Raw genomic sequence first — 26,693 nt, 5'->3', positions numbered from 1 at the left:
CCGCCGCTGGCCCTACAGCACGACGACCGCGTCCGGCAGCTCATTGCGCGGCACCGAGCCCGCTTCGGGCGGGAAGTGCTCGGCGAGCAGGGCCTCCACCGCGCGGATCGCCTCCACCAGACCTTCCTCGAAGCGGCCATCGCGCAGCGACTGCCGCAGCCCGTCGACGATGGCCTGCCACTGCGCCGCGCTGACGCGCCGGTTCAGCCCGCGGTCCGCGACGATCTCGATCGCGTGCTCCGCCAGCAGCAGGTAGACCAGCACGCCGTTGTTGTGCTCGGTGTCCCACACGCGCAGCTTGCCGAACAGCGCCAGCGCCCGCTGCCGCGCGGACAGGCCACGCCACAGGTAGCTGACCGGCAGGCTGGCCTCGACGCACACCCGGATCTCGCCAGCATGGCGCAACTCGCTCTCGGTCACCCGCGCGGACAGCCGCGCCAGCGCCGCCGCGGGCAGCACGCGACGCACGTCGGCCTCGTCCCAGAAGCGATGGCGGAAGAACCGCCCCAGGCGGCTGGCGTCGCCGGCGTGGCGCGCCTCGTGATCGGTCCGTCGGTTCATCACCAGTCTCCCGAGGCGCCACCGCCGCCGAAGTCGCCACCGCCGCCGGACGAGAAGCCGCCGCCGTCGCCGCCGCCCCAACTGCCGCCGCCGTCACCACCGCCACCGCCCCAGATGATCGGTGGCGCGATGCCGCCCGATCCATGGGCGCTGCGCCGGTAGGCGCCGGAGGATCCCGAGCCGCGTCGGGCCGCGCCGATGCCGAGCACGCCCACCAGGACCAGCGAGGCGATGGCCGCGCCAGCGCCCAGCAGCAGGCTGCCGCTCAGCCCCCAGCCGACCGCGCCAGCGCCGGCGCCGGTGAACAGGCTGCCGAGCTTGCGGCCGAAGATCGCGGTGAGCAGCGCGCCGGCCAGCGGCACGCCGAGGAAGGCGATCATCGCGATCTCGCCGAGGTCGATGCCATGGCCGCCCGTCGATGGCGCCGATCGCTGCGTCGGTGCGGGCAGATGCTCGCCGCGGATGCGCGCCTGCAGCGAGTCGATCGCCCGGTTCAGTCCGCCGGCGTAGTCGCCGGCCTTAAAGGCGGGCGTGATGTCGCGTTCGATGATCTGGCGCGCGGCCAGGTCGGGCACCGCGCCTTCCAGCGCCTTGGCGGTCTGGATGTTGATGCGCCGGTCGTTCTTGGCCACGACGATCAGCAGCCCGTCGCCGACGTCCCGCCGACCGATCTTCCACTGGTCGCCGACCCGCTGCGCGTAGGTGGCGATGTCCTCGGGCGCGGTCGTCGCCACCATCAGCACGACGATCTGCGGCCCGGCCTCGCGCTCGAAGGCGGCGAGCTTGGCGTCGATCGCCTGCTGCTGCGCGGCGGTCAGGGTGCCGGTCTGGTCGACGACACGACCGCTGAGCGCGGGGACCGCCTGCACGTCCTGCGCCCGTGCGCGCGGCAGCAGGCCGACGCTCATCAGCAGGCCGAGGCAGGCGAGCGCGAACACGCGCAGCAGCGCGGACCAGCGCGCGGGACTGGCGCCGGCGTCGTTCATCACCGGGAGTCGCGCCGCCACCGAGGCCGCCCGCATGCGCGGGTCCTCAGTTCGACGCCGGAGAGGCGGCCGGCGCCGGCGTCGTGGGCGCCGTGGCCGGGGCGGACTTGTCGAAGCTCACCGACGGCGGTGCGGAGATCGCGGCTTCGTTCTGCACGGTGAAGTTGGGCTTGACCTCGTAGCCGAAGACCTTGGCCGTCAGGTTGGTCGGGAAGCGGCGCGTCAGCACGTTGTACTCCTGCACCGACTTGATGTAGCGGTTGCGGGCGACGGTGATGCGGTTCTCGGTGCCCTCGAGCTGCACGCGCAGGTCGCGGAAGCCCTGGTTGGCCTGCAGCTGCGGATACCGCTCGCTGACCACCATCAGCCGGCTCAGCGCGCCGGAGAGCTCGCCCTGCGCGGCCTGGAACTTCTGCAGCGCGGCGGGGTCGCGTGCCAGCTCGGGCGTGACCTGGATGCTGGTGGCCTTGGCGCGGGCCTCGACGACCTTGGTCAGCGTCTCCTGCTCGAAATTGGCCTCGCCCTTGACCGTGTTGACGATGTTGGGGATGAGGTCGCTGCGGCGCTGGTACTGGCTCAGCACCTCGGACCAACTGGCGTTGACCTGCTCGTCCAGGCTCTGGAACTCGTTGTAGCCGCAGCCGGTCAGCGCCAGGGGCGCCCCGACGATCAGCGTGGCGGCGGCCGCGGCGCGCGCGGCGGCAAGCAAACGGGACGGGGTCGATGTCATTCGCGTAACCTCCTTGTGCGCACCGGCATATCGTGTGCCAGCCGCGGGAATTCAAGAGCAGGGAGCCCCGAGGATAATCGCCCTCCCATGAGCGCCCCCCTTCAGAACGACGTCTTCCTGCGCGCCTGCCTGCGCCAGCCCACCGAATACACCCCCGTCTGGCTGATGCGCCAAGCCGGCCGCTACCTGCCTGAATATCGCGACACCCGCGCCAAAGCCGGCAGCTTCATGGGCCTGGCCACCAACACGGACTACGCGACCGAGGTCACGCTGCAGCCGCTGGAGCGTTACCCGCTCGACGCGGCCATCCTCTTCAGCGACATCCTGACCGTGCCGGACGCGATGGGCCTGGGCCTGTCGTTCGCGCAGGGCGAGGGCCCCAAGTTCGAGAAGGTCGTGCGCGACGAGGCGGCGGTGAACGCGCTGGCCGTGCCCGACATGGACAAGCTGCGCTACGTCTTCGACGCGGTGAGCTCGATCCGCCGCGCGCTGAACGGCCGCGTGCCGCTGATCGGCTTCTCCGGCAGCCCGTGGACGCTGGCCTGCTACATGGTGGAGGGCGGCGGCTCCGACGACTATCGCCACGTCAAGAGCCTGATGTACGCGCGCCCGGACCTGATGCACCGCATCCTGTCCATCAACGCCGACGCGGTCGCCGCCTACCTGAACGCGCAGATCGAGGCCGGCGCGCAGGCGGTGATGGTCTTCGACTCCTGGGGCGGCGTGCTGGCCGACGGCCAGTTCCAGCAATTCAGCCTGGCCTACTCGCGCCGCGTGCTGGCGCAGCTCAAGGGCGAGCACGACGGCCGCCGCATCCCCAAGCTGCTGTTCACCAAGGGCGGCGGCCTGTGGCTGGACGAGATCGCGGCCTCGGGCGCCGACGTCGTCGGCCTGGACTGGACGGTGAACCTGGGCCGCGCCCGCGCGCAGGTGCAGGACCGCGTCGCGCTGCAGGGCAACCTCGATCCGAACGTGCTGTTCGCGCCGCCGGCCGCGGTGCGCGAGCAGGCGCGCGCGGTGCTCGACAGCTTCGGCGCGCCGCGCCGCGCGGATGGCGCCTGGGGCGGCCACGTGTTCAACCTCGGCCATGGCATCAGCCAGTTCACGCCGCCGGAAAGCGTGGCCGAACTGGTCGACGAAGTGCATCGGCACTCGCGCCGGCTGCGGGGTGACGCGGCCTAGTTATCCCCAAATCCGTGCATGTCACCCAAACGCAGCACACGCCTTGGCTTGCAGCTAGGGCTTTCCCCGATGGGCGTGTAAGTCGTTGATTCCAAAGGGGAGGGAGTGTTTCCCCGGAATTTGACGCCGACAGGCCCTCGCGGCGGCAATCGCATCGGCCTCGAAAATCCCGGGGCGTTTCCCACAAAGTTATCCACAGGCTCTCGACCCCGTTGTGAACACCGTTGGAAATCAGGCACTTGGCGCGTTTTCCTCATGGCCGATGGAGGCCATCCGGGACGCGGCGGCGGTGGGCGAACGCCGCAGAGGGCGCGTCCGATGAGCGAGGCGCCGGCCTCACGCCGCGTGCGGGTCGCCGTGGAGGCGCCCCAGCACAGCGGGCTGACCGGACCGCTGGACTACCTCGGCCCGCAAGACTTGACCCCGGGCACCCTGGTGCATGTGACGCTGGGCCGCCGGGACGTGATGGGGCTGGTGTGGGACGACCTGCCGGACGGCGTGGACCTGCCCGAGGACGAGCGCCTGCCCGAATCCGAGCTGCGACCGGTGGGCGAGGCGCTCGATGCGCTGCCGCCGCTGTCCGACCGCTGGCGGCGGCTGGTGGAGTTCGCCGCGAGCTACTACCAGCGCAGCGTCGGCGAACTGGCGCTGGCGGTGCTGCCGCCCCAACTGCGGGACCTGGACGCCAAGCAGCTGCAGGCGCGGCTGAAGAAGCTGGACAAGGCCGACGCGGCGGCCGCGGCGCAGGCGGCCACCACGCCGGATACGCCGGCCACGCCCGCTGACCGGCCCGCGCTGACCGCGCAGCAGCAGGCGGCGCTCGACGCCGTCCTGGAGCTGGCCGCTCGCGAGGCGCCACCGCCCGCGCTGCTCTGGGGTCTGACCGGCAGCGGCAAGACCGAGATCTACCTGCGCGCCGCCGAGGCCGCCCTGGAGCGCGGCCAGCAGGTGCTGGTGCTGGTGCCGGAGATCAACCTGACGCCGCAACTCGAGGCGCGTTTCGCCGAGCGCTTCGCCGGCCATGCGATCGTGTCGCTGCACAGCGGGCTCACGCCGGCGCGGCGCCTGCGCCACTGGCTCGCGGCGCACCTGGGTCGCGCGCAGCTGGTGCTGGGCACGCGGCTGGCGGTCTTCGCGTCGATGCCGCGGCTCGGTTTGATCGTGGTCGACGAGGAGCACGACCCGTCCTACAAGCAGCAGGACGGCGCGCGCTACTCGGCGCGGGACCTGGCGGTCTATCGCGGCCACCTGGAGAAGGTCCCGGTGCTGCTGGGCTCGGCGACGCCGTCGCTGGAGAGCTGGCAGCACGCGCTGGGCGGTCGTTATCGGCGCATCGACCTGACCGAGCGCATCGGCGGCGGTGCCCTGCCGCGGGTGCGGCTGTTCGACATGAACCGGCTCGAGCGCAAGAAGGGCGTCACCACGACGCTGTCGGTGCCGCTGCTGGACGCGCTGCGCAAGCGGCTCGACCGCGGCGAGCAGAGCCTGGTGTTCCTGAACCGCCGCGGCTACGCGCCGGTATTGCATTGCGACCAGTGCAACTGGAAGAGCGACTGCCCGCATTGCAGCGCGCACCAGGTCTTCCACAAGGAGGACCGCACGCTGCGCTGCCACCACTGCGGCGTGTCGGCGCGCGTGCCGCGGGCCTGTCCGTCCTGCGGCAATCCGGACATCGCGCCACTGGGCCGCGGCACTGAGCGCCTGGAGGAGCAACTCGCGCAGGCGCTGCCCGGCGCGCGCGTGGCGCGCATCGATGCCGACACCACCAAGCTCAAGGGCAGCCTCGAATCGCAGCTCGCGGCGGTGCACGAGGGCGATGTCGACATCCTGGTGGGCACGCAGATGGTCGCCAAGGGGCACGACTTCCGCCGCATCACGCTGGTGGCGGCGGTGAATCCGGACGGCGCGCTGTTCAGCAGCGATTTCCGCGCGCCGGAGCGGCTGTTCTCGCTGCTGATGCAGGCCGGCGGACGCGCGGGCCGCGACGCGGCGCAGGCCGCCGCCAGCGAGATGTGGGTGCAGACCTGGTATCCCGAGCACGCGCTCTACCAGTCGCTGCAGAAGCACGACTACGAGGCCTTCGCGTCCAGCCAGCTGCATGAGCGCATGTCGGCCAACCTGCCGCCGTTCGCCCATCTGGCGCTGGTGCGCGCGGAAGGGCGCAGCGTCGAGGCCGCGCGCGACTTCCTGACCGCGGCGCAGGAGGCGGCGCAGGCGCTGCCCTTGTCGCTCGGCCTGCTGCTGTATCCGCCGGTGCCGATGGCGGTGGCGCGGGTCGCGGACAGCGAGCGCTTCCAGATGCTGATCGAGGCCGGCAGCCGCGCGCAGCTGCAGCGCTTCCTGCGCGCCTGGCTGCCGGAGCTGCACGCGCTCAAGCGCCGTCAGAAGGGGCTGACGCGCTGGGCGGTGGACGTGGATCCGCTGGCGATCTGAGGCGCCCGCAGGCGCCGTCTCACAGCAGGCGCGCGAGCGCCTCCTCCAGCACCGGCCACGCGGCGCGCACCGCGGCCAGCGCGTCCTCCGAGCCGGTGGCGGCGTCCTGCGCGTCCTGCTCGAGCTGGCGCGCCACTTCGGCGGCTTCGGCATGGCCGAGCGTCAGCAGCACGCTCTTGAGGCTGTGCGCGAGGTGGCGCAGCTTCACGTGCTCGCCCCGTTCGCAGGCGCTGCGACCGCTGGCGATGTCGATCGGGAACTGCATCCGGCAGCGCGCCAGGAAGGCCTGGTACAGCGCGGCGTTGCCGCCGAAGTACTGCTCGATGGCGGCCTGGTGGATCGACGGCATCGCCGCCGGCGGCGACGCGGCGTCGCGCAGGCCGTCCAGGCACGATTGCAGGTCCGCCAGCGAGCAGGGCTTGGACAGGAAACGCGTCACGCCCAGCGCCTCGAGCTGCTCGCGCACCGTCGGATTCAGGCCGGCGCTGAACACCGCCAGCCGCGCCTTGCCGCGCAGTTCGGGCCGCTGCTTGAGCGTCTGCAGCAGGTCCAGCCCGTGACGGCCGGGCAGCATCAGGTCGCTGATGACGAGGTCGAAACTCTGCGTCGCGAGCGCCAGCAGCGCCTCGTCGACCGAGATGCAGGCCTGCAGGCGCACCTCGTCGTCCTCCAGCGCCATCGCGACGAAGCGCTGCAGCGTGGTGTCGTCCTCCACGAGGAGGACCCGGATGCGGGACGCCATGCTCAGCCGGCGAATTGCGGCTGACGGGCCCGGATGCGCTGGACCGCCGCGGCGAGCAGCGGCGGCAGGTCGGTGACGAGCCGCGGCTTGTGCACCAGCGGCAGACCGGCGAGCGCGAACGCGTAGGGCGAGCGCTGCTGTTCGTCCAGCGCGGTGACGAAGATCAATTCGCTGCTGGCGAATTGCGGCTGCGAGCGCAGGCTGGTCACCAGCGCCGCGCCGTCGATGCCGGGCAGCAGGATGTCGACCAGCAGGATTTCCGGCTGCAGCTGCCCGTACATCACCAGGCCGCCGATGCCGTCGTTGGCCGTGTGCAGGTCGAGGTCGGGGAACTCCTGCTGCGCGAGCAGCATCACCAGGTTCTGGTAATGGACCGAGTCCTCGATCAGCAGCGCCTTCAGCCGCTGCGGCGCGCCGTCGGCGGGCGCCAGCTCGGCGGGTTTGGTGGGCGCGAGGCCCCGGCCGGTGAGCCAGGCGTCGAGCGAGGCCCGCAGGATGCGCCGGTGGCCGCCCGGCGTGCGCCAGGCCTGCAGCTCCCCGCGATCGACCATCAGCTGCACCGACCGGACCGCCATGCCGAGGCGCTGCGCGACTTCGCGCGTGCTGAAGTCCTCTTGCATGTCGTCGGGGGTCCGGGCAATGGCAGTCATGAGTCGATTTTGCCGAATTTCCTAAAGTTTTAGGTGGGCAATATCCCCATTTATAAGCGATAAAACTGATAGTCGATGTGACATCCGTGGGAGATCGGGGCTTCCCTTGCGGTCCGGTGGGGCGAACTCTGGTGCAATCCGGGTCCGAGGAGATGCGATGACGATGCGAAGGACCGGACAGGCCATGGCGGGCCGGCTGGCCGCGATGACGGCAGCCTTGTGGCTGCTTGCGTTCGCGCCGGCCGCGAGCAGCGCTCCGAAGGACGCCGCGCCGACCGCTCTGCCGGCGGCGGGCAGCACGCTGCAGCGCATCCAGGCCAGCGGCGTGCTGCGGGTCTGCATCTGGCCCGACTACTACGGCATCACCTACCGCCATCCTCGCGACGAGACGCTCAGCGGCCTGGACATCGACCTCTCCAACGAGCTCGCCAAGGACGTGGGCGTGCGCCTGCGCTATGTCGAATCCTCCTTCCAGCGCCTGATCCCCGATCTCGAAGGCGACCGCTGCGACGTGGCGATGTTCGCGGTGGCCGTGGTGCCGCAGCGCAAGGCGGCGCTCGCCTTCACCCAGCCCTACCTGCAGAGCGACATCTACGCGATCGCGAGCCGCGCGAGCCGCGTCGTCAAGCGCTGGGAGGACATCGACCAGAGCGGGGTGGTGGTCGCCGTGCAGGCGGGCACCTCGATGGAAGCGGTGATGCGCGAGGCGCTCAAGCGCGCGCGGCTGCTGGTCGTGCAGCCGCCGGCGACGCGCGAGCGCGAACTGGAATCCGGCCGCGCCGATGTCTTCATGACCGACTACCCCTACAGCCGGCGGCTGCTCGACAACGCCGACTGGGCGCAGCTGATCGCGCCGCCCAAGCCCTTCCACGTCCTGCCGTATGCCTACGCCATCCGGCGCGGCGATGCGGCCTGGCTGGCGCGCCTGGACGAGTTTGTCGCGCGCATCAAGCGCGACGGCCGGCTGCGCGCCGCGGCCGAGCGCCACGGGCTGGGCGCGATCGTGGTCCCTTGAGGCGGAGTCGCGGCGATGCTCGGTCCGGCCGTCCGATCCCTCCAGCGCCTGCGCCGCGCGGCGCTGTGGGCCGGCGTCGTCGTGGCGGCGGGCACGCTGGCCGGTCTGATCGGCCCGGCCTGGGTCGGCCGCCAGGAAGCGATCGACGAGGCCCGCGCCCGCGGCGCGCTGCTGGCGCAGGTGCTGGAGAGCGACGCGAGCCGCACCATCGAGACCGCGTCGCTGTCCCTGCATGCGATCGGGGATGGGCTGACGCGATCGATCGCCGATCCGCACGAGGCCGAGCACCTGGAGGCGCATTTCAGCCATGTGCTGGTGGGCTTGCCGTTCATCCGCAGCGTGTCGCTGCTGGACACCCGCGGGAAGGTGCTGATCAGCACGAATGCCGATGAAATCGGCCTGGAAGTGCCGCTGGACGACTTCGGCCGGCTGCCCGGTCCGGACCGCGACATGCTGATGCCGCTGCGACCGGGGCGCGGCCTCGCGGACCTGGCCCGGGGACGACCGCCGCGCAGTTCGCCGGTGGGGATGCTGCCGCTGCTGCTGCAACTGCCGGCGTCGCCGGACGCGCCCGCGAGCGGCGCGTCCACGGCGGCCGGCGTCGCGCCCGGTGCGCGCGAGCGGGAGCCGCGCTGGCTGCTGGCGCTGATCAATCCGGATGCGCTGACGCAGGTCCAGCAGCGCGCGCTGCCCTCCGGGCACAGCGCCGCCTGGCTCGCGTCGACGGACGGCCAGCTGCTCGCCGCGATGGAGACGCTGCATCAACTGCCCGGCCAGCGGCTGGACGGCCACCCGGCGTTCGACGCCCTGCGTCGCGGGCGCGAGCACGGCACCTACATCGGCGCCGGCGCCTTGCCGGGCGAGGTCGTCGTGGCCTATCGCGCGGCGCCGCGGCGCTCGCTGATGGTGGGCGTGGAGCAATCGGTCGAGGAGGTGCTCGCGCGCTGGCACGCCGGCCTGCGCTGGCTGATGCTGATCGGCGCCCTGGCGCTGGCCCTGATCGCGCTGGCGACGGTCACCGTGCGGCGCAGCCTGCAGGCGCGGGCCGAGGCGATGGAAGCGTTGGAGGGCGCGCACGTGCAGCTCGCCGACCGCGAGCGCGACATGCGCGTGCTGCTCAAGAGCGTGCAGGAGGTGATCTTCCGGACCAATCCGTCGGGCACGCTGACCTTCGTGAACGCGCGCTGGACGACGCTGCATCGCGGGCGTCCGGACGAGGCCGTCGGCCGCCGGCTGGCCGACCTCGCCGAGCCGGCCGACCGCGAGGCGGTGGCCGGGCTCTTCGGCGGTGACGAGGGCGTGCGCAGCGTCGAGGCCACGATCCGCAATGGCGAGGGCGCGCCGCGTCGCTACCAGATCGCGACGGTGCCGCTGCGCCGCGACGGGGAGCTGCTCGGCTACGCCGGCAGCGCCGTCGACATCACCGAACGCGCGGCCGCCGAGCGGCTCACCCGCCAGGCGCGCGACGCGGCGGAGGAGGCCTCGCGCACCAAGACCGAGTTCCTCGCCAACATCAGCCACGAGCTGCGCACGCCCTTGCAATCCATCCTCGGCTTCTCCGAACTGGGCATGGCGCGCAGCGGCGGCCAGGAGCGGTTGCATGCGATGTTCTCGGACATCCACGGCTCCGGCCAGCGCATGCTGGCCTTGGTCAACGACCTGCTGGACGCGTCCAAGCTCGACGCCGTCGGCGCGCTGGAACTCCGCGCGCAGGACCTGCGCGAGCCGGTGGGCGCGGTGATGCGGGAGCTCGCGCCCTTGACCGCCAAGCGCCAGCTCACGCTGGCCGCCGAGTTGCCCGAGCCGATGCCCGCGAGCGTCGATCCGCTGCGCTTCCAGCAGGCGGTGCGCAATGTGCTGGCCAACGCGATCAAGTTCGCGCCGCAGGGCGGCACGATCGAGCTGCGCGGGCAGCGGCGGTCCGACGGCGCGTTGCACCTGTGCGTCGCCGACCGCGGGCCGGGCATCCCGGTCGATGAGCTGGAGCGCATCTTCGATCCCTTCGTCCAGTCGAGCACGACCAAGGACGGCTCCGGCGGCACCGGCCTGGGCCTGCCGATCAGCCGGCGCATCGTCGAGATGCATGGCGGCCAGCTGTACGCAGCCAACCGCGAAGGCGGCGGGGCCGAATTCCACCTGATCCTGCCCGCCACGGATTCGGCGACGCCCGGGGACGGCGCACTGGCCGCCGACTGAGCCGCCAATTGGGCCGCCGCTGTCCCCTGATCGAGGCCGCCCGCGCGCGGCGCGGCGCCGTCCGACAGCGCCGTCCGGCGCGCTGTGCCATCCTTGCGCATCGTTGGAGCCGGCACACCGGCGGCAGGAGCGCACCATGAAGTGGGAAGGACAACGCGAGAGCGACAACGTCGAGGACGCACGAGGTAGCGGCGGCGGTGGCGGAGGCGGCTTCCCGATGCTCGGCGGACGCGGCATCGGCATCGGTGGCATCGTCATCGCCCTGCTCGCCTCCTGGGCCTTCGGCATCAACCCGCTGACCGTGCTCAGCGCGCTCGACGGCAGCACCGTCCAGACCGGCGGCGAGCAGCGGCCCGTCGCACCCAGTCATCCCCAGGACACGCCCGCCAAATTCGTCAGCGTCGTGCTGGCCGACACCGAAGACGTCTGGAACAAACTCTTCCAGGCCGGCGGCAAGACCTACGAAGCCCCCAAGCTCCGCCTCTTCGAGGGTCGCGAACCCACCGCCTGTGGCATGGGCCAGGCCGCCATGGGCCCGTTCTACTGCCCCGGCGACAGCAAGGTCTACATCGACCTCAGCTTCTACCAAACCCTGCGCGAGCGCCTCGGCGCGCCCGGCGACTTCGCCCAGGCCTACGTGATCGCCCACGAGGTCGGCCATCACGTCCAACATCAACTCGGCATCACCCAGAAAGTCGAAGCCGCCCGCCGCCGTCAGTCCGAACAGGCCGCCAACGCCACCAGCGTTCGCGTCGAACTCCAGGCCGACTGCTTCGCCGGGGTCTGGGCCCATCACTCCCAACAAAGCAAAGGCTGGCTCGAGGCCGGTGATATCGACGAAGCGCTCAATGCAGCCGCCAAGATCGGCGACGACACGCTCCAGCGCAACGCGGGACGCGCGGTGGTGCCAGAAAGCTTCACCCACGGCACCAGCGAACAACGCCAGCGGTGGTTCAAGCGAGGCATGGCACAGGGGGACCTCAGAGACTGCGATACGTTCTCGGCGCGGCAGATCTGAGATCGCGGGTTGCGGTGGGGGCGAGCGCACGCGCTTGGCCGAGGCCGCCGGCGAAGCCGAAGCCCAGGGCGCCAACTCGCTCCGCTCACCTTCGGCTCGCTCCGCTCAAACAGACGGCGCCCCAGTCAGTTGACGAAGCTTCGGCTTCGCCGGCGGCCTCGGCCAAGCACGTCAATCGAGTCGCTCATTGCGACGATTGCTGGGGCGTGGCGGGGGCGGAGCCCGGGGCAGGGCGCGGACGCGCCTCGGCTCGGGGATCGCCGACGCAACCCCTCAACCATTGACTCATCTCCCATTGCACTTGGCCAGCGGACTCGCGCGAGCTGTAGCCGTGCGCCTCGAAAGGCAGCAAGACATAGCGGGCCGTGCCGCCCAGGCCCGCCAAGGCCTGGTACAGACGCTCGCTCTGCATCGGGAACGTGCCCGAGTTGTTGTCCGCCTCACCATGAATCAGCAACAGCGGATCCTTGATCTGGTTCGCGAAAAGGAAGGGCGACAGCTTCAGGTAAACATCCTTCGCATCCCACAACGATCGGCGCTCGCTCTGGAATCCAAACGGCGTCAGCGTGCGGTTGTAGGCACCACTTCGCGCAATGCCACAACGGAACAGCTTCGTGTGCGCCAGCAGGTTCACCGCCATGAAGGCGCCGTAGCTGTGACCCCCGATCGCCACCCGCCTCGGATCCACCACGCCCAGATCCTCCGCCTTGTCCACGATCGCCCGCGCATTCGCAGTGACCTGCTCGATGAAGCTGTCGTTCATGTTCCGCGAGTCACCCACCACCGGCATCGTCGCGTCCATCAGCACCACATACCCATCCATCAGCAGGTTCAACGGACTGATGCCCGAGAAACTCATGTACCGGCCCGGCGATCCGCTCAACTGACCCGCGATCGCCGCATCGTTGAACTCCAGCGGATACGCCCACACCAGCGCCGGTCGCTTCTCACCCTCCTTGAGATCCGGCGGCAAATACATCCAGAACGACAGCTCGACGCCATCGTTGCGCTTGAAGCTCACCAGCTCGCGCCGCACCGCCTTGAGCTGCGGCGCCGGATCCTTGATCCGCGTCAGCGGCGTGACCTTGCCGTTCTCCCGCAGGCTCAGGTTGGGCGGCTCATGCTCGGTCTCGCGCTGCGTCACCAGCCGCCGGTCCTCCAGCAGCGCCACCGGCTGCTCGTACACGCCCTCGGCCGACTGGAACAGCCGCTGCACGCTCAGGTCGCGCAGCGACAGCTTGTCGAGGAAGGGCCGGTCGCCCTTGGGACTCGCACCCTGGCCCGACAGCAGCAGGTCGCCGTTGAGCGTCTGCGCGACCTGGTGACCATTGGCCAGCGTTCGCATGAAGGGGAAGCCCGGGTGCCGGTAGCGCTCGCGCACCGAGTGCTCGAACAAGGGCCGGCTCTGCTTGCCGTTGAGCGGCAGCAGGTAGGTCCGTGACCAGCCGCGGCTGCGGTCCTCCTCCGTCAGCAGCCCATGCACGCCGTCGTCCAGGAAACGCAGCCGCGTGAAGCGGTAAGGCATGCGCTGCACCTCGAAGGGCTCGCCGGTGTAGGGCGGGTCCAGCCGCATGACGCGGTCGCGGAAGGCGGCGCGGTTGGCGGGGTTCCCGCCGTCGAGCGCCTCCACCCAGTAGATCGCGGCGTCCTTGCTCGGCGACGGATAGAAGACCCGCGGGCCGGGCAACGCGCCGTCGATGGCCACGCCCTGCTTGAGCGGCATCTTGGCCAGCTCGCGGATGACCTTGCCGTCGCGCTGGCGCACCTCCACGACGGTGGGGAAATCATCGAAGGTGAGCGCGTAGCTGAACGGGCGCACCAGTCGCTCCGTCAGCAGCGCCTGGCCGTTGCCGACGCTGGACACGCTGGTGAACAGGCCCGGCGTGCCGATGTCGCGGCTCTGGCCGCTGGCGATGTCGATCAGCGTGAGCTGCGCGCGCGCGAAGTACTCGAACAGGTCTTCGTCGCGCGGGTTGCGCAGCAGGTCCGGATAGGTGCGCTCGGGCGACGCCTTGCCATGCGTCTCCTGGATCGCCGGGCCGGTCTGCGGCCGGTTGGGCACGGGGCCGCGATCGTCGGGAATGGTGAGCACCACCGCCTCGCGCGGATTCAGCCAGGCGATGTCGTCCGCATCGATGGCGTTGTTGAGCCGCACGTTGTAGATGCGCCAGAGCTGGCCGTTGGACGTCGCCCCGGCCCAGAGCTCTTCGCCGGTGTCCGTGCGCCGGGACAGCAGGAAGCGCTGCCCGTCCGGCGCCCAGACGAAGTTGTGCCAGGTGCCGCCGGCCGGCAGCTCGACCTCGCGCTCGGCCGCCTCGGGATCGAGCAGCGAGCGCAGCCGCACCCGCTGCACCGCGACCAGGTTCTGCTGGCTCGCATTGCGGGGATCGAAGCGGGCGCCGGCCAGCCGCAGCCCGGGGCGGGCCAGCTCTTCCAGCGGCGTGTAGCGGCGTTGCTCGACCAGCGCCAGCGATTGCCGGTCCGGCGAGGGCAGCAGCCGCGGCAGGGCCGGCGCGTCCAGCAGCTCGCGGATCGCCGGCGACGGCTGCTTGTACGGGGAGGGCGCCGCGCCGGCCCGGCCGGGCAGGAGGGTCGCCAGCAGCGAGGTGGCGAGGAGGGCCGCGAGGGCGCCGACGGGCGGGCGGATCAGGCCGACAGAGGGGACGCGGGAGGGCATGGGGCCGAAGTATCGCTGCGCTAGGATTCGCGCCCATGATCGAGCCGCCCAGCCCGCACGCGCCGGAATCCCGCGCCCCGCACGATCCGTCCGCCGCCAGGGGCGGCCGGGCGGTCGCGGCGCTGCCGGCGGTCGGCGAGCGCCTGGGCGTCTGGCGCGTCGCCGCCGAGCTGTTCGAATGCGCCTCCGGCTTCTGGTTCCGCGTCGAGCACGGCAAGGCCGCGGCCCAGACCGGCCTGGCGCTGGTCTATCGCCATGAGGTCGATGCGCAAGCCGTGCTGATGCGCTTCGCCGAGGACTCCGAGTCCCTATCGCGCTTCCAGCACCCCGCCTACGGCGCGCCGCTGGACAGCGGGCTGAGCCCCACCGGGCTGCCCTACCTCGTCGTGCCGGCGATGGAGGGCGCGCCGCTGATGCGCGTGGCGATGGCGCTGCCGCTCAAGCGCCGGATGCAGCTGCTGCTGGACCTCGTCGACCTGCTCGAAGCCGCTCATGCGCAGGGGCTGGTGCTGCACGAGCTCGACCCGGGCACCTTGTGGCTGAGCCCGGCCCAGCAGCTGCACTGGCTGGGCCAGGGCCTGGCCCCGCGCGACAGCCAGGCCCCCGCCGCGCTGGTGCGCGCCGCCGAGCCGCTCGCGAACGCGCGCCAGCGCGCGGGCGGACGCCCGGACGCGAACAGCGAGGCCCACACGCTGGGCCGCCTGCTGGGGCTGCTGGTCAATGGCCGGCTGCCGCGCCGCGACGCGACTGAAGAGGGATTCGAGGAAGAGCCCGAACCGGGCGCGACGCCGGTCGCCTCGCTGCAATCCTGGCTGTCGCTGACCGCCGCGCAGCGCGAGAGCCTGGACCAGTTGCTGGACCGCGCCATGATGGACGGCCGCTCCTTCACCGACCGTCAGCTGCTGGCGCAGGCCGTCCGCGACTGGATCGAGGCCGAGCCCGCGCCGGCGACGCGATCCGCCCCCACCGGCGCGCCGGCGTCCGCGCCGATGCCGCTGCTGCCGTCACCACCCCCGCTGGACCACGAGGCCGACGGGCGCCCCAGGGCGCCCGCCGCGTCGCTCGCGGAACGGCTGGCCGGCATCGCGCTGGTGCTGGCGCTGGCGGCGGTCGTCGCCTGGCTGCTGCTGCGCGCGGGTTGAGGGCGAGTTGAGTCCGGGGGCGCTCGGGGTGAGCGCTGGCGAGGCGCGGTTGGGACGCCGGCGGAACGCGGGCGCCCGGAGCAGCCTGACGAGATGACGGATTGACGACCTCGATGAGCTAGTCATCTCACGCATCCCGCTGTCGGGGGCATCGGAACACCCTGGCGAATCGACTACTTCGCGAGGCCAGTCGCCATCGATGAGTCACAAGCGCCCGAGTTCAGGCGAATTGTTTGGGCGCGGGCGTCTTCCTACGATCCATCTCCTGTCGCCATGGATGGTGACGCGAGGAGATGCGCGTGAGTTTCGAAATCCGGTCGATGTCGGTCGCCGACTGGCGGACCTGCTGGCGGGACGCGGTGACCGACCCCGAATGCTCCCCCTGGCTGCGCGGTGTGCTGGAGAGCTGCATCGACGGGAAGAACGCGCACTGGATCCGGCTGTCCGAGCGCTGGGCCGTGGACGGCGCCACCGGCGACTACCTGGTCCGGCTGCCCTCGCTGATCGGGCGGCAGATCTCGGACCAGTTCTGCGCCCGCGTCGGCGAGCGGCTCTACGGACTCTGCGGCCTGGGGGTGGGCGAGTCGAAGGTGTTCTTCGCGGGCGGCTCCTCGCCGTCCTACGAGGCCATGGCGCAGGTCCACGCGGTGCTGTCCGCGGCCTTCGCGGTGCACGGCTCGTATGCGGAGGACATCGGGCGCGATCCGATCCGCGAGCCGGTGTTCATTCCCGGCGCGCTGATGCCCGAGAACCTCGCCGCCGAAACCCGCGGTTCCTGAGGCCGCAACCCCGTGTCGCGGGGCTGTCCCGCGCGGACCGGGCGCCTATCATCGGCGCTCACATGGACGCCCTCCGCCGCCAACTGCTCCGCCATGCCGCGCTCGGCGCCGCGACCCTCGCCGGGTCGGGGGCCGTCCGGGCCGAGCCCCTGGCGAGTGGCAGCCCAACGGGCAACGCCGCATCGGGCCGGCCGCGATCGGGCCTGGTGCGGATCGTGGGCACCACCTTCGCCCGGCTCTTCGAACCCGGCGCGGACGGCGCCAAGCCGTTCGGCCTGGCGGTGGACCTGCTCGACGCGATCCTGATCCCCGCCGGCCACACGCCGCGCTACGAGTTCTATCCCTGGCTGCGGGCGCAGTCGATGATCGAGCGCGGCCCGGCGCAGGTCCTGGTCGGCCCCTACCGGACCCCGGAGCGCGAGCGGCTGATGCGTTTCTCGCGCCAGGCCTTCTACGAGGACGCGCTGGTCTTCTACGCGCGCCGGCGCGAGGAGGGCCTGTGGTGGGGCGACTTCCAGGCGCTGCAGCGCCTGAGCATCGGCGCGGTGCAGGGCTGGGTCTACGGCGAGCGCTTCGAGCAGTCGCGCGCCGCGCTCAGCGTCACCGTCGTGCGCGACCTGGCCACCGCGCTGCGCATGCTGCAAGTGGGCCGGCTGGACCTGATCGCCGCCAATCAGCGCAATTCGGAGCCGGTGATCCAGGAGCTGGGCCTGGGCGAGCAGGTCGCCCTCTGCGCCCCGCCGTTCGCGCAGCTCAAGGGGCACTTCGCGTTCAGCCGCGAGCCGGCGGGCGAGTCCTGGCTCGCGCTGGTCGACGCCGGCATGCAGCGCCTGCGCGCCAGCGGCGAGCTGCAGCAGATGGCCGCGCGACGCGGCGTCGCGCTGCCCGAGTGAGCGGCGCGCGCCGCCCGTTCAGCCCAGGAGCAGCAGGGCCAGGCCGATGGCGGCCGGCAGCGCCTGGATGAAGAGGATCTTGCGGCTGGCCGTCGCGGCGCCGTAGAGCCCGGCCACCAGCACGCAGGCCAGGAAGAAGACCTTCACCGGACCGCCCGCGGCGCCCAGCACCAGCCCCCAGATCAGACCCGCGGCCAGGAAGCCGTTGTAGAGGCCCTGGTTGGCGGCCAGCACCTTGCTGGCCTGGGCGAATTCGGGCGTCAGCCCGAAAGCCTTGCGGCCGGTGGGCGTGGTCCAGAGAAACATCTCCAGCACGAGGATGTAGACGTGGATGAGCGCGACGAGCGCGACGACGATGTTGGCGGCTGTGTTCATGGTTCGCACTTTACGTCCCGCTATCATCCCCGGCCCGCCCGCAGTTCCCTGTCCCGCACGTTCCATGTCCAAGACCACGCTCAATCCGGCCCAGCTCGCGGCCGTGCATCACCTGGCGGGGCCCTGCCTGGTGATCGCGGGCGCGGGGTCGGGCAAGACCAGCGTGATCACGCAGAAGATCGCCAAGCTGATGTCCGAGGGCTACCGGCCGAAGAACATCGCCGCGATCACCTTCACCAACAAGGCGTCGCAGGAGATGCGCGAGCGCGCCCGGCACCTGGTGGGCAACAAGGCGGGTTCGGAGCTGGTGATCTCGACCTTCCACTCGCTGGGCGTGCGCATCCTGCGCGAGGACGGGCGGCACCTCGGGCTCAAGGAGCAGTTCTCGATCCTGGACTCGGACGACGTGCTGTCCGTGCTCCGCGACGCGGGCGGCACCACCGACGCGGCGACGGCCAAGTCCTGGCAGTGGACGATCTCGCTCTGGAAGAACCAGAACCTCAGCCCGCAGCAGGCGCTGGCCTACGCCAAGGACGACATGGAGCGCGCGGCCGCCGTCGTCATGCAGCGCTACCAGGAACGGCTGACCGCCTACCAGGCGGTGGACTTCGATGACCTGATCGGCATGCCGCTCAAGCTGCTGCAGACCAACGAGGAAGCGCGAGGCAAGTGGCAGGAGACGCTGCGCTACGTGCTGGTCGACGAGTACCAGGACACCAACGCCGTCCAGTACGAGCTGCTGAAGTGCCTGGTCGGCGAGCGCGCGATGTTCACCGCCGTGGGCGACGACGACCAGTCCATCTACGGCTGGCGCGGCGCCACCATCGAGAACCTCAAGAAGCTGCCGGTCGATTTCCCGCAGCTCAAGGTGATCCCGCTGGAGCAGAACTACCGCTCCACCAGCGCGATCCTGCGCGCGGCCAACAACGTGATCGGCGGCAATCCGAAGCTGTTCCCCAAGACGCTGTGGAGCGAGTTCGGCGAGGGCGACCCCATCACGCTGATCGAGGCCGATGGCGAGGAACACGAGGCCGAGCGCGCCGTCGCGCGCATCCAGTCGATCCGCGCCAACCATCCGACGACGAAGTTCTCCGACTTCGCGATCCTGTACCGCGCCAACCACCAGGCGCGCATCTTCGAGCAGGCGCTGCGCCGCGCCGAGATCCCGTACAAGGTCTCCGGCGGCCAGAGCTTCTTCGACCGCACCGAGATCAAGGACCTGTGCGCGTGGCTGCGGCTGCTCGTCAACCAGGACGACGACCCCGCGTTCCTGCGCGCGGTGACCACGCCCAAGCGCGGCATCGGCCACCAGACGCTGGGTCACCTGAGCGACTTCTCGGCGAAGTGGAAGCTGTCGATGTTCGAGTCGCTGTTCGCCGAGTCGCTCAAGGCGACGCTGTCGAGCAAGGCGCTGCACGGGCTGCATGAATTCGGCCGCTATGTCGTCGACCTGGAGTACCGCGCCCGTCACGCCGTCGGCGGCGAGGAGGGCAAGGCGCTGATGATGGAGTGGCTCAAGGACATCGGCTACGAGCAGTACCTGGTCGACCAGGAGGACAACGAGAAGGTGGCGCAGGCCCGCTGGGGCAACGTGCTGGACTTCGTCGACTGGGTCGCCAAGCGCTGTGGCGGCGAGATCACCACCGACGGCGGCATCACCACGGAGAGCCCGCGCCAGTCGCTGCTCGAGGTGGCGCAGACGATCAGCGTGATTCTGTCGCTGGCCGAGCGCCAGGAGGAGCAGGACCAGGTCGTGCTGACGACGCTGCATGCCTCCAAGGGTCTGGAATGGCCGCACGTGCTGCTGGCCGGCGTCAACGAGGGCCTGCTGCCTTTCAAGGCCGAGAACGAGGACCTCACGCCGCAGCGCGTCGAGGAGGAGCGCCGGCTGATGTACGTCGGCATCACGCGGGCGCGGCGCACGCTGGCGGTGTCCACGCTGCGCCGGCGCAAGAAGAACCGCGAGACGGTGGTGGGCGTGCCCTCGCGCTTCATCGCGGAGATGAAGCTCAACGAGAGCGGCATCAAGGAAGACCCGCGGGAGAAGCTCAAGCGCATGCGCGAGCAGCTAGCCGCCAAGGCCGCCGAGACCGCGGCCCGGCAGGCGCAGGCGGCCAAGGACGAGCGCTGAGCAACCCCGGTCACCCGACCCACGGGTGCGGGGGCGCAAGCGCAGGATTCTTACTGGTTCGGGTCATTACGAGGCCCTGTCCGCCTTCCTAGCATCCGGTCCCTCTGCGCCCGCCGAGGAGACCCGATGTCCGCCGCCCCCTTCCCCAAGTCGCGCTTCAGCGACGCGCTGCCGCCCGAGGAGGCCGCCGCCCGCCACCGCCTCATCGGCACGATCGCCGATGAACTGCGCCAGGCCCATTGGCACCCCGCCACGCTGCCGGTGAGCGCGCAGGACCTGGCCGAGGGCGCCGGCGTGGAGGTGCGCGCCCGCGGCGGCGCGCAGGAACCGCTGTACCCGTATCGCGGCCGCCTGCTCTACCTCGACGAACGGCCGGTGATCGAGGTCAACCTGGGCGAGGACGCGGCGCGGCGACGCATCGTGCTGGCGCACGCGCTGGGCCACCACCTGCTGGGACACGGACCGGTGCCGCCGGAGACGCTGGTCACGCTGTCCACCTGCTGCCCGCGACGCATCGAGCAGGAGGCCCACCACTTCGCGCTGGACCTGCTGATGCCGGAGGTCGCGATCTACCGGTTGATGGATCACGGCATGCTCAGCGCCCGCAAGCTGGCCAACAAGTTCCAGGTCCCCGAAGCCTCGCTGCATGAACGCATGCAGGCGCTCGACCGCCGGAGCGGCTACCTCTGACCGGCGGTGCGCGTCCATGCCGTCCTCGCTCTCGCCCCTGCCGGCGACCGACCTGTAAGGTCTGCCATGTCACCGGGTCCAGGGGGATGGACGCCATCGGCAAACGGCAGAATGCGGCCGCATGACCGCCTCCGCCGCCAAGCCCGCCTCCCGGATGGGTGTCGCATTGCCGCTGCTGACCTTGCTCAGCGCGGCCGTCGCCATCCTCGCGCTGTCCCAGCCGCCCGAGCTGCCGCCGGCGCTGGCCTTCGTCTTCAAGCCGCTGACGACCGTCCTCATCCTGCTGTACGCCTGGGGGCGGAGCGCGCAGCAGCCGCGCCTGGCGCGCTGGCTGCGGGCCGGCCTGCTGTGCTCGCTGGCCGGTGACGTCGCCTTGCTCTGGCCGGAGCAGGGTTTCCTGCCCGGGCTGGTGAGCTTCCTCGCGGCGCACGTCTGCTACATCGTCGGCTTCTGCACGCGCAAGCGGCTGGGCGCGGTGCGCTGGCCCTTCCTGATGTTCGGCCTCATCGCGGCGATGGTGCTGGGGCGGCTCTGGTCCAGCATCCCGGCCGCGCTGCAGGTGCCGGTGGTGGTCTACGTGGTCTGCCTGGCGACCATGGCGGCGCAGGCCTGGGCCTGGTGGCGCGGCAGCGTCGGGCAGTCCGACGAGCCGCTGGCCCGCTGGGCCGCCTGGGGCGGCACGCTGTTCGTGCTGTCCGACGCGATGCTGGCGATCAACAAGTTCGCCGGTCCGCTGGACATGGCCAGCTTCTGGGTGCTCGCCAGCTACTGGCCGGCGCAGTGGTGCATCGCCAGCAGCCTGGGACGAGCGCGCGCATGAACCTCGTCCTGCCCCGGCGCCTGCCGGCCCTGGCCACGCTGGCGGCGGGCGCCGCCTGCGCCGTCGCCGGGCTGTGGCTCGCGCGTCATTACCCCATCGAACCGGCCGCCGCCGTCGCGCTGTGGACGGCGCTGGCCGTCGCCAGCTTCTTCGGCTGGCGCGCGCTGCCCTTCCTCGTGCCGGCGCTGGTGCCGGCGATCGGCTTCGCGCCCTGGACCGGCTGGATCACCTTCGAGGAACTGGACCTGGTCGTGCTTGCCGTGGCGGCGGGCGGTTATGCGGCACTCGCGCTGACGGCGCCCGCGCACCAGCCGGTGCCGTGGCGCTACCGCACGCTGCGCTGGCGCGCCGCGGTGCGGGTGCTGATGGCGGTCTTCGCGCTGTCGGCATTCATCGCGGTGTGGCGCGGCTTCGTGCATGCCGGCGGCGTGCAGTCCGGCTTCTGGCAGGGCTTCCAGGAGCCGATGAACAGCCTGCGCGCGGGCAAGAGCTTCTTCCTGGTGCTGCTGTTGCTGCCGCTGTGGCAGAAGGCCTCCGACCTGCGGCCCTCGTCGGTGCAGCGCCTGTCCCGCGCGGCCTGGGTGCTGGTGCTGCTGAGCACCTCGCTGGGCGCGCTGTGGGAGCGCTGGGTCTACACCGGGCTGCTGGACTTCTCGACCGACTACCGGACCACCTCGCTGTTCTGGGAGATGAATGTCGGCGGCGCGTCGCTGGACGGCGCGCTCGCGCTGAGCCTGCCGTTCGCGCTGCTGTGGGCGATGCGGGAGCGCCGCCCGCTGCGCTTCCTCGGCGCGCTGGCGGTGCTGCTGCTGGCCTTCTACGCCTCGCTGACGACCTTCTCGCGCGGCGTCTACCTGGCGGTGCCGCTCGGCATGGCGCTGTGCGCGCTGCTGTGGGCGGTGCAGCGCCGCGAGACCCTGGCGGCGGCGCGGCAGGAAGGGGCGTTGCCCGGCAGCCTGGCGGCGACCGGCGGTCCGGTGCCGCTGGGCTGGTCCGCCGGCGTGATCGGGGGCACCGCGCTGGCGGCCTGGGTGCTGTTCGGCGCTGGCGGGTATCGGGCCCTGCTCGCGCTCGCGGGCAGCGTCGCGGTGCTGCTGGCGATGCCGGCCTCGCGCGCCTCCTGGCCGCGCGGACAGCAGCGCGCGCTGCTGATGCTGTCGCCGTTGCCGGCGCTGCTGCTGGCGCTTGGCGGCGGGCTGCTGATCGACCTCGTGCCCAAGGGCGCCTACCTCATCGACGGCGCCGTGGTGCTGCTGGGCCTGGGGCTGGGCTGGCTGTGGCGCGGCGGGCTGACGCAGCCTGCGCAGGCCTTCGCGTTCGCGGTGGTGTGGATGGCCACGCTGGCGGGCGCCGGCCTGGTCGCGGCGCACTGGGGCGGCGGTCGCGGACTGGGGCCGGTCGCGGCGGTGCTGGCCGTGCTGGCGATCGGATGGATCTCGACGCAATGGTCGCCGCGTGTCGGCGCCGACCTGCGCAGCGTCGGCTGGCGCATCCGGGGGCTGGTGTGGACCGGCTGCCTGCTGGCCTGCGCGGTGGTCGCGGCGCTGGGCGGGGGCGCGTACATCGGCCAGCGGATGTCGACCGGGCAGCAGGACTTCGAGGGCCGCCTTGAGCACTGGCGCATCGGCCTGGACCTGCTCAAGACCATGGACGAATGGCTGCTCGGCAAGGGCAGCGGCCGTTTTCCCGCGAGCTTCGCCAATGGCGGCCCCTTCGACGAGCGTGTCGGCGACTACCGGTGGAACCCGGCGCGCGAGGACGGGTTGGCCGTGGGGTTGCCGGGTGCGGAGCCGTCGCCGCGGCCGACCGTCACGCTGACCAGCGGCCTGCACATGATGGGCAACGGCGAGATGTTCCGGCTCAGCCAGCGCGTGCCGTCGGTGGCGGGCGAGGTGGCCGCGACGGTGACCCTGCGGACCCAGTTCAAGACCCGGCTGCGGGTCGAGGTCTGCGAGAAGTTCCTGCTCTATCCGCTGCGCTGCGTGGACCGCGAGGCGGATGTCGAGCCGCTGGGCGGTGCCTGGCAGGCGGTGCAGCTGAAGCTGGGTCATGTGCCGCCGGACTTCGGCGGATCGATCTGGGCGCCGCGACGGCTGGTGGCCTCGGTCACGCAGAACTGGCGCGGGGGTGTGCTCGAGATCGCGTCGGTGTCGATCGCCGACAGCGTGCATGGACCGTTGCTGCGCAACGGCGACTTCAGCGAGGGCTTGGCGCGCTGGTACTTCACCAGCGACCGCAACCACATGCCGTTCCACATGAAGAGCCTGCCCTTGCACGTGCTGTTCGAGCAGGGCCTGTTCGGCCTGGCGCTGTGGAGCAGCCTGCTGGTGACGGTGCTGTGGCGCTGCACCTTCGGTGCGGGTCGCCGCCATCCGCTGTCGCCCGCCGTCGTGGGTGGCCTGTCGGCCTTCGTGATCGTCGGTCTCTTCGACAGCCTGATCGATGCCCCGCGGATTGCGTTCCTCTTCTACGCGCTGATGGCGCTGGGCCTTGGCCTTCGCACGCCTTCGCGTCGCCCCGGCGGCCCTGGCGACCTTGACTCCAGCCACGGCCTCGAGACGGTGCAGCCCGACATGGATTCCGACTTCGAGGGTGCCCCCGAGGTTCGCCGTGCGATGAAGGCTGCTGGCGTCAAGCTCAAAGCTCCCCCTCGCTAATTCCCCAGGGATGCCTGCCACGAGTGACGCGGTTGCGAGTCGGGCGCCGGGCTAGGCGCAAACCGCAGCCATAGCAGCGCTATGGCGAGGATTTGCAACACCGCCCGGCACCCGACTCGCAGCCGCGTCACATGCCTTTGAAGAGGTGGGTGTAGGAGCGGCTCACCTCGAGTTTTTCGTCGAGTCCTCGAACGCCCACGAGCTGGCGGCCGCGGAAGTCGCGGCTGATGCCGTTGATGGCTTTCACGTTGACCAGCGTCGAGCGATGGATCTGCCAGAACAGTTGCGGGTCGAGTTCCTCGACCAGTTCCTTGATCGGCTTGCGGATCAGCGCCTCGACGGTGGGTGTCTGGACGCGCGTGTACTTCTCATCGCTGATGAAGAACAGCACGTCCTCCACCGGGATCATCTGAATGGTCTGGCCGACCGACGCCTGAATCCACTGCAGATACTTCGGCGCCCCTCCCGCGTTGTTCACCCGCGCCGACAGCGAGTGCAGCAGCTGCTGCAGCGTGCCGGTGGCCGGGCCTTCGGGTTCGGCCTCGCCGCTGCGCTGGGCCAGGCGCTTCTTGATGCGTCCGACGGTGACCTGCAGCCGGTCGCGTTCCGCGGGCTTGAGCACGTAGTCGCAGACGCCCTGCTCGAAGGCCTCGACCGCGTACTGGTCGTAGGCGGTGATGAAGACGATCTCGGGCAGCGCCCACTCGTCGTCGTCGGGCAGCTGCGCGATCTGCTTGGCCGCTTCCACGCCGGTCAGCCCCGGCATGCGGATGTCGAGGAAGACCAGGTCGGGTTTGTGTTCCTTGACCAGCTCGACGGCCTCCAGGCCGTTCTTGGCCTCGGCGACGATCTGGAGCTCGGGCCAGACCTCGGCGATGCGGCTGCGCAGCTGCTCGCGCATCAGTCGTTCATCGTCGGCGAGGACGGCGCGGGGGGCGGAGGTGGTGTCGCTCATGAGGGGCGATGTTAGGGCAGGCGCCGGTCCGCGGACCGGCGGGAAGGACGGCTCAGGCGTGCAGGGTCGGCTCCGTGGGCGCACGGGGGCCGTTGGACACATGGGACGCGGCCGGGCCGACCGGCGCGGCGGGCGGCGCCATCGGTGCCTTGCGCGGCTTGTCGCGCACCAGCAGCCAGACGACCATGCCGATCAGGATCAGCGGCGAGCCGACGATTGCGCCCACCCCCACCAGCGCCGCCAGCCCGGCCAGCACCAGCGCGCCGATGATCAGCAGCGGCAGGCCCAGGCCCAGCAGGAGCAGCAGCGGAACGACCAGACACATCACGCCGATGGCGATGATCAGTCCCAGCCCCGCGCCGAAGGCATCGGCCAGGCCCAGGCTGGTCCAGACGACGTCGTCGCCGTCGATGGTGAGGTGCACGCCGGGCACGTCGCCCAGCAGGTGGACCGCGCCCCAGCCGAGCAGCGTCGCCACGCCGACCAGGACGAAACCGAAGATCAACAGGGCCTTGAACAGCGTCTTCATGCGTGTGCTCCTTGTTCCTGCGCGTGGTGGGCAGAGGTCCGGTACGGGACGGTGATGGTGACGACGGTGCCGGAGGGCTGGTTCTCCGCGACGGTCAGGCTGGCCGCCTTGCCGTAGAGCAGCGACAGGCGCTCGCGGATGTTGGCCAGGCCGACGCCGGTGCCGGAGGTCGCGGCCCGGCCGAAGCCCAGGCCGGTGTCGGCGACGGTGACCTGCAGCTTGCCGTGGACGATCTCGGCCTTGAGGGTCAGGCTGCCGCCTTCGGCCTTGGGTTCCAGGCCGTGCTTGATGGCGTTCTCGACCAGGCTCTGGATCATCATCGGCGGGAACTCGGCCGAGAGCAGGCCGTCGGGCACGTCGATGCGGGTCTGGAGCCGCTCTTCCATGCGGACCTGCAGGATCTCGAGGTAGGGCCGGATCACGGCCATCTCGCGGCCCAGATCGCGCACGCCGCCGTTGGCATTGGCCTCGCGCATCGTCGGCATCGAGGCCCGCAGCAGCGCGATCAGGTTCTTCTGCATCTGCGAGGCGCGCGGCGGGTCGGTCTCGATCAGGTGATCGATGGAGGCCAGGGTGTTGAACAGGAAGTGCGGCTCGACCTGGGCCTGCATCGCGGCCATGCGGGCCTCGACGACCTGGCGGCGCAGCGATTCGGCCTCGGCGGTCTCGGTGGCCTTGGCGGCCTTGACCTCGGCCTGCAGCCGGCCCTTGTAGGTGGCCTTCAGCAGCGCCGAGGCCAGCACCACCAGGATGGCGAGCTTGTCGAGGAAGTCACCCAGGTGGACGGTGCGGTAGCGGGTCTTGCGCGAGGTCTCGCGCTGGGCCTGCTCGAGTTCATCCTTGGCTTCCTCGGCTTCGGCCTTGGCCTGGCGGGCCTCCTCGGCGGCCTCTTCCAGCACGCGCTTGGCGTCGTTGACCGCGGTGCGGACCGCTTCACGCACCGCGTCGCGCTGCTTCTCGTTGGGGACGCGGATGTCGATGGCGGGCAGGTTGGGATCGGTGACCTCGGCCTCGGACGCCCCGCCGCTGGCCGCCGCGCTGGCGGCGCTGAGCGGCTTGCGCGGCACGATGCGCACGCCGCGCTTGTCGATCTGGACTTCGTAGCGCAGGCCCTCGAGGTCCTCGGCCTGGATGCCGCTGGCGGCGGAGGCGGCATGCTCGGGCTCGGCTTCTTCGCCGGAGCGCTCCGACCGTGCGGCCCGCTCGGCCTCGGCCGCCTGCTTCTCGGCCTTGGCGGCGGCCTTCTCCGCGGCCTTTTCCGCTGCCTTCTCGCGGTCGCGATCGCGGCGCAGGTCCTTGGGCGGGTGGATGGTCTCGGTGGTCTCGACCGGCAACTGCCAGCTGAAGGAGAAGGGCGGCAGGGTCTGGAGGATGTTGGCGCCGATGATCAGCATCACCGACAGCAGTGCGAAGCGCTTCCAGGTGATGGACACCAGCCAGCTGCCGTAGCTGTGGAAACCCTGCTCGGCGGCTTTCATGAAGCGCTGCCAGCGTTGGCGCGGGGTGGGGGAGGCGGGAGTCGGCGCGTTCAT

22 protein-coding genes are annotated in these 26,693 nt (G+C 71.1%); 12 read left to right on the top strand and 10 right to left on the bottom strand.

All coding sequences use genetic code 11. From position 1 onward, the window contains the following. Positions 1–12: 12 nt before the first annotated feature. Genes FHT37_RS17240 through FHT37_RS17230 form a run of 3 tightly spaced genes read right to left on the bottom strand, consistent with a single transcriptional unit; the run spans position 13 to position 2,277 of the window. Complete coding sequence (locus FHT37_RS17240) at positions 13–561, bottom strand: TPM domain-containing protein (RefSeq protein WP_091728370.1); 549 nt, start codon at positions 559–561, stop codon at positions 13–15. Next, a complete protein-coding gene (locus FHT37_RS17235) occupies positions 561–1,583 on the bottom strand; it encodes a TPM domain-containing protein (RefSeq protein ID WP_310739752.1) in 1,023 nt (340 codons plus the stop codon). The genes FHT37_RS17240 and FHT37_RS17235 overlap by 1 nt, the downstream gene beginning before the upstream one ends. 10 nt (positions 1,584–1,593) lie before the next feature. Next, entirely contained in the window at positions 1,594–2,277 is a 684-nt protein-coding gene (locus FHT37_RS17230) for a LemA family protein (RefSeq protein WP_183483189.1), read from the bottom strand. Positions 2,278–2,364: 87 nt separating this feature from the next. Between FHT37_RS17230 and hemE the strand changes: the two genes are divergently transcribed. Together hemE and FHT37_RS17220 are read left to right on the top strand one after the other, a co-directional pair. Beyond that, positions 2,365–3,459: a uroporphyrinogen decarboxylase gene (gene hemE / locus FHT37_RS17225; RefSeq protein ID WP_183483187.1), complete on the top strand. Its 1,095-nt coding sequence runs from the start codon at positions 2,365–2,367 to the stop codon at positions 3,457–3,459. 318 nt (positions 3,460–3,777) lie between these two features. Beyond that, positions 3,778–5,892 (top strand): primosomal protein N', encoded by a 2,115-nt coding sequence (locus FHT37_RS17220; protein ID WP_183483185.1) that lies wholly within the window; start codon positions 3,778–3,780, stop codon positions 5,890–5,892. A 19-nt stretch (positions 5,893–5,911) separates the two neighbouring features. Here FHT37_RS17220 and FHT37_RS17215 read toward each other — a convergent pair whose 3' ends face one another. Both FHT37_RS17215 and FHT37_RS17210 read right to left on the bottom strand, forming a co-directional pair. Then, on the bottom strand, positions 5,912–6,634 hold the full coding sequence (locus FHT37_RS17215) for a response regulator (RefSeq protein ID WP_183483183.1): 723 nt from the start codon (positions 6,632–6,634) through the stop codon (positions 5,912–5,914). Between the two features lie 2 nt (positions 6,635–6,636). Next, positions 6,637–7,284 carry a helix-turn-helix domain-containing protein gene (locus tag FHT37_RS17210; RefSeq protein ID WP_091728352.1) on the bottom strand — a complete coding sequence of 216 codons (648 nt, stop codon included), beginning with the start codon at positions 7,282–7,284 and terminating at the stop codon, positions 6,637–6,639. A 163-nt stretch (positions 7,285–7,447) separates the two neighbouring features. Between FHT37_RS17210 and FHT37_RS17205 the strand changes: the two genes are divergently transcribed. The 3 genes from FHT37_RS17205 (at position 7,448) to FHT37_RS17195 (ending at position 11,513) form a co-directional block, all read left to right on the top strand. Next, the gene (locus FHT37_RS17205; protein WP_183484127.1) at positions 7,448–8,299 is read left to right on the top strand and encodes an ABC transporter substrate-binding protein; all 852 of its coding nucleotides are present in this window, start codon (positions 7,448–7,450) and stop codon (positions 8,297–8,299) included. A 15-nt stretch (positions 8,300–8,314) separates the two neighbouring features. Then, positions 8,315–10,495 (top strand): ATP-binding protein, encoded by a 2,181-nt coding sequence (locus FHT37_RS17200; protein ID WP_183483176.1) that lies wholly within the window; start codon positions 8,315–8,317, stop codon positions 10,493–10,495. 136 nt (positions 10,496–10,631) lie between these two features. Beyond that, complete coding sequence (locus tag FHT37_RS17195) at positions 10,632–11,513, top strand: neutral zinc metallopeptidase (RefSeq protein WP_183483174.1); 882 nt, start codon at positions 10,632–10,634, stop codon at positions 11,511–11,513. 184 nt (positions 11,514–11,697) lie between these two features. On the opposite strand, the gene FHT37_RS17190 is transcribed toward FHT37_RS17195, so the two are convergent. Continuing rightward, positions 11,698–14,190 carry a S9 family peptidase gene (locus tag FHT37_RS17190; protein WP_183483172.1) on the bottom strand — a complete coding sequence of 831 codons (2,493 nt, stop codon included), beginning with the start codon at positions 14,188–14,190 and terminating at the stop codon, positions 11,698–11,700. Between the two features lie 35 nt (positions 14,191–14,225). Here FHT37_RS17190 and FHT37_RS17185 point away from each other — a divergent pair, with 35 nt between their 5' ends. The 3 genes from FHT37_RS17185 to FHT37_RS17175 all read left to right on the top strand — a co-directional run bounded on the left by FHT37_RS17185 (position 14,226) and on the right by FHT37_RS17175 (position 17,004). After that, positions 14,226–15,332, top strand: coding sequence for a hypothetical protein (locus FHT37_RS17185; RefSeq protein ID WP_183483170.1), 1,107 nt, complete (start codon positions 14,226–14,228; stop codon positions 15,330–15,332). A 299-nt stretch (positions 15,333–15,631) separates the two neighbouring features. Then, entirely contained in the window at positions 15,632–16,111 is a 480-nt protein-coding gene (locus FHT37_RS17180) for a hypothetical protein (RefSeq protein WP_175538368.1), read from the top strand. A 62-nt stretch (positions 16,112–16,173) separates the two neighbouring features. Beyond that, a complete protein-coding gene (locus FHT37_RS17175) occupies positions 16,174–17,004 on the top strand; it encodes an ABC transporter substrate-binding protein (RefSeq protein ID WP_221211147.1) in 831 nt (276 codons plus the stop codon). An 18-nt stretch (positions 17,005–17,022) separates the two neighbouring features. Here the strand turns inward: FHT37_RS17175 and FHT37_RS17170 are convergent, their stop codons facing one another. Beyond that, on the bottom strand, positions 17,023–17,379 hold the full coding sequence (locus tag FHT37_RS17170) for a DUF1304 domain-containing protein (RefSeq protein ID WP_091728331.1): 357 nt from the start codon (positions 17,377–17,379) through the stop codon (positions 17,023–17,025). Between the two features lie 64 nt (positions 17,380–17,443). Between FHT37_RS17170 and FHT37_RS17165 the strand changes: the two genes are divergently transcribed. The 4 genes from FHT37_RS17165 (at position 17,444) to FHT37_RS17150 (ending at position 23,677) form a co-directional block, all read left to right on the top strand. Continuing rightward, positions 17,444–19,510: an ATP-dependent helicase gene (locus FHT37_RS17165; protein WP_091728328.1), complete on the top strand. Its 2,067-nt coding sequence runs from the start codon at positions 17,444–17,446 to the stop codon at positions 19,508–19,510. 126 nt (positions 19,511–19,636) lie between these two features. Beyond that, positions 19,637–20,200: an ImmA/IrrE family metallo-endopeptidase gene (locus tag FHT37_RS17160; protein WP_091728326.1), complete on the top strand. Its 564-nt coding sequence runs from the start codon at positions 19,637–19,639 to the stop codon at positions 20,198–20,200. Between the two features lie 121 nt (positions 20,201–20,321). Beyond that, complete coding sequence (locus tag FHT37_RS17155; protein WP_183483165.1) at positions 20,322–21,020, top strand: lysoplasmalogenase; 699 nt, start codon at positions 20,322–20,324, stop codon at positions 21,018–21,020. Beyond that, complete coding sequence (locus FHT37_RS17150) at positions 21,017–23,677, top strand: O-antigen ligase (RefSeq protein WP_183483163.1); 2,661 nt, start codon at positions 21,017–21,019, stop codon at positions 23,675–23,677. The genes FHT37_RS17155 and FHT37_RS17150 overlap by 4 nt, the downstream gene beginning before the upstream one ends. A 127-nt stretch (positions 23,678–23,804) precedes the next feature. On the opposite strand, the gene FHT37_RS17145 is transcribed toward FHT37_RS17150, so the two are convergent. From FHT37_RS17145 to FHT37_RS17135, 3 genes are read right to left on the bottom strand one after another with little or no spacing between them, the layout of a single operon-like run. Beyond that, complete coding sequence (locus FHT37_RS17145) at positions 23,805–24,632, bottom strand: LytTR family DNA-binding domain-containing protein (RefSeq protein WP_091728318.1); 828 nt, start codon at positions 24,630–24,632, stop codon at positions 23,805–23,807. Positions 24,633–24,684: 52 nt separating this feature from the next. Continuing rightward, positions 24,685–25,161: a hypothetical protein gene (locus FHT37_RS17140; protein ID WP_183483161.1), complete on the bottom strand. Its 477-nt coding sequence runs from the start codon at positions 25,159–25,161 to the stop codon at positions 24,685–24,687. Beyond that, positions 25,158–26,693: a sensor histidine kinase gene (locus FHT37_RS17135; RefSeq protein WP_183483159.1), complete on the bottom strand. Its 1,536-nt coding sequence runs from the start codon at positions 26,691–26,693 to the stop codon at positions 25,158–25,160. Before FHT37_RS17135 ends, FHT37_RS17140 begins: the two co-directional genes overlap by 4 nt.

This window comes from Mitsuaria sp. BK037 (genome assembly GCF_014193045.1).
Classification (GTDB): domain Bacteria; phylum Pseudomonadota; class Gammaproteobacteria; order Burkholderiales; family Burkholderiaceae_C; genus Roseateles.
The sequence above is the reverse complement of the archived record's forward strand: the minus strand, read 5'-3'. Positions and strand labels throughout refer to the sequence as shown.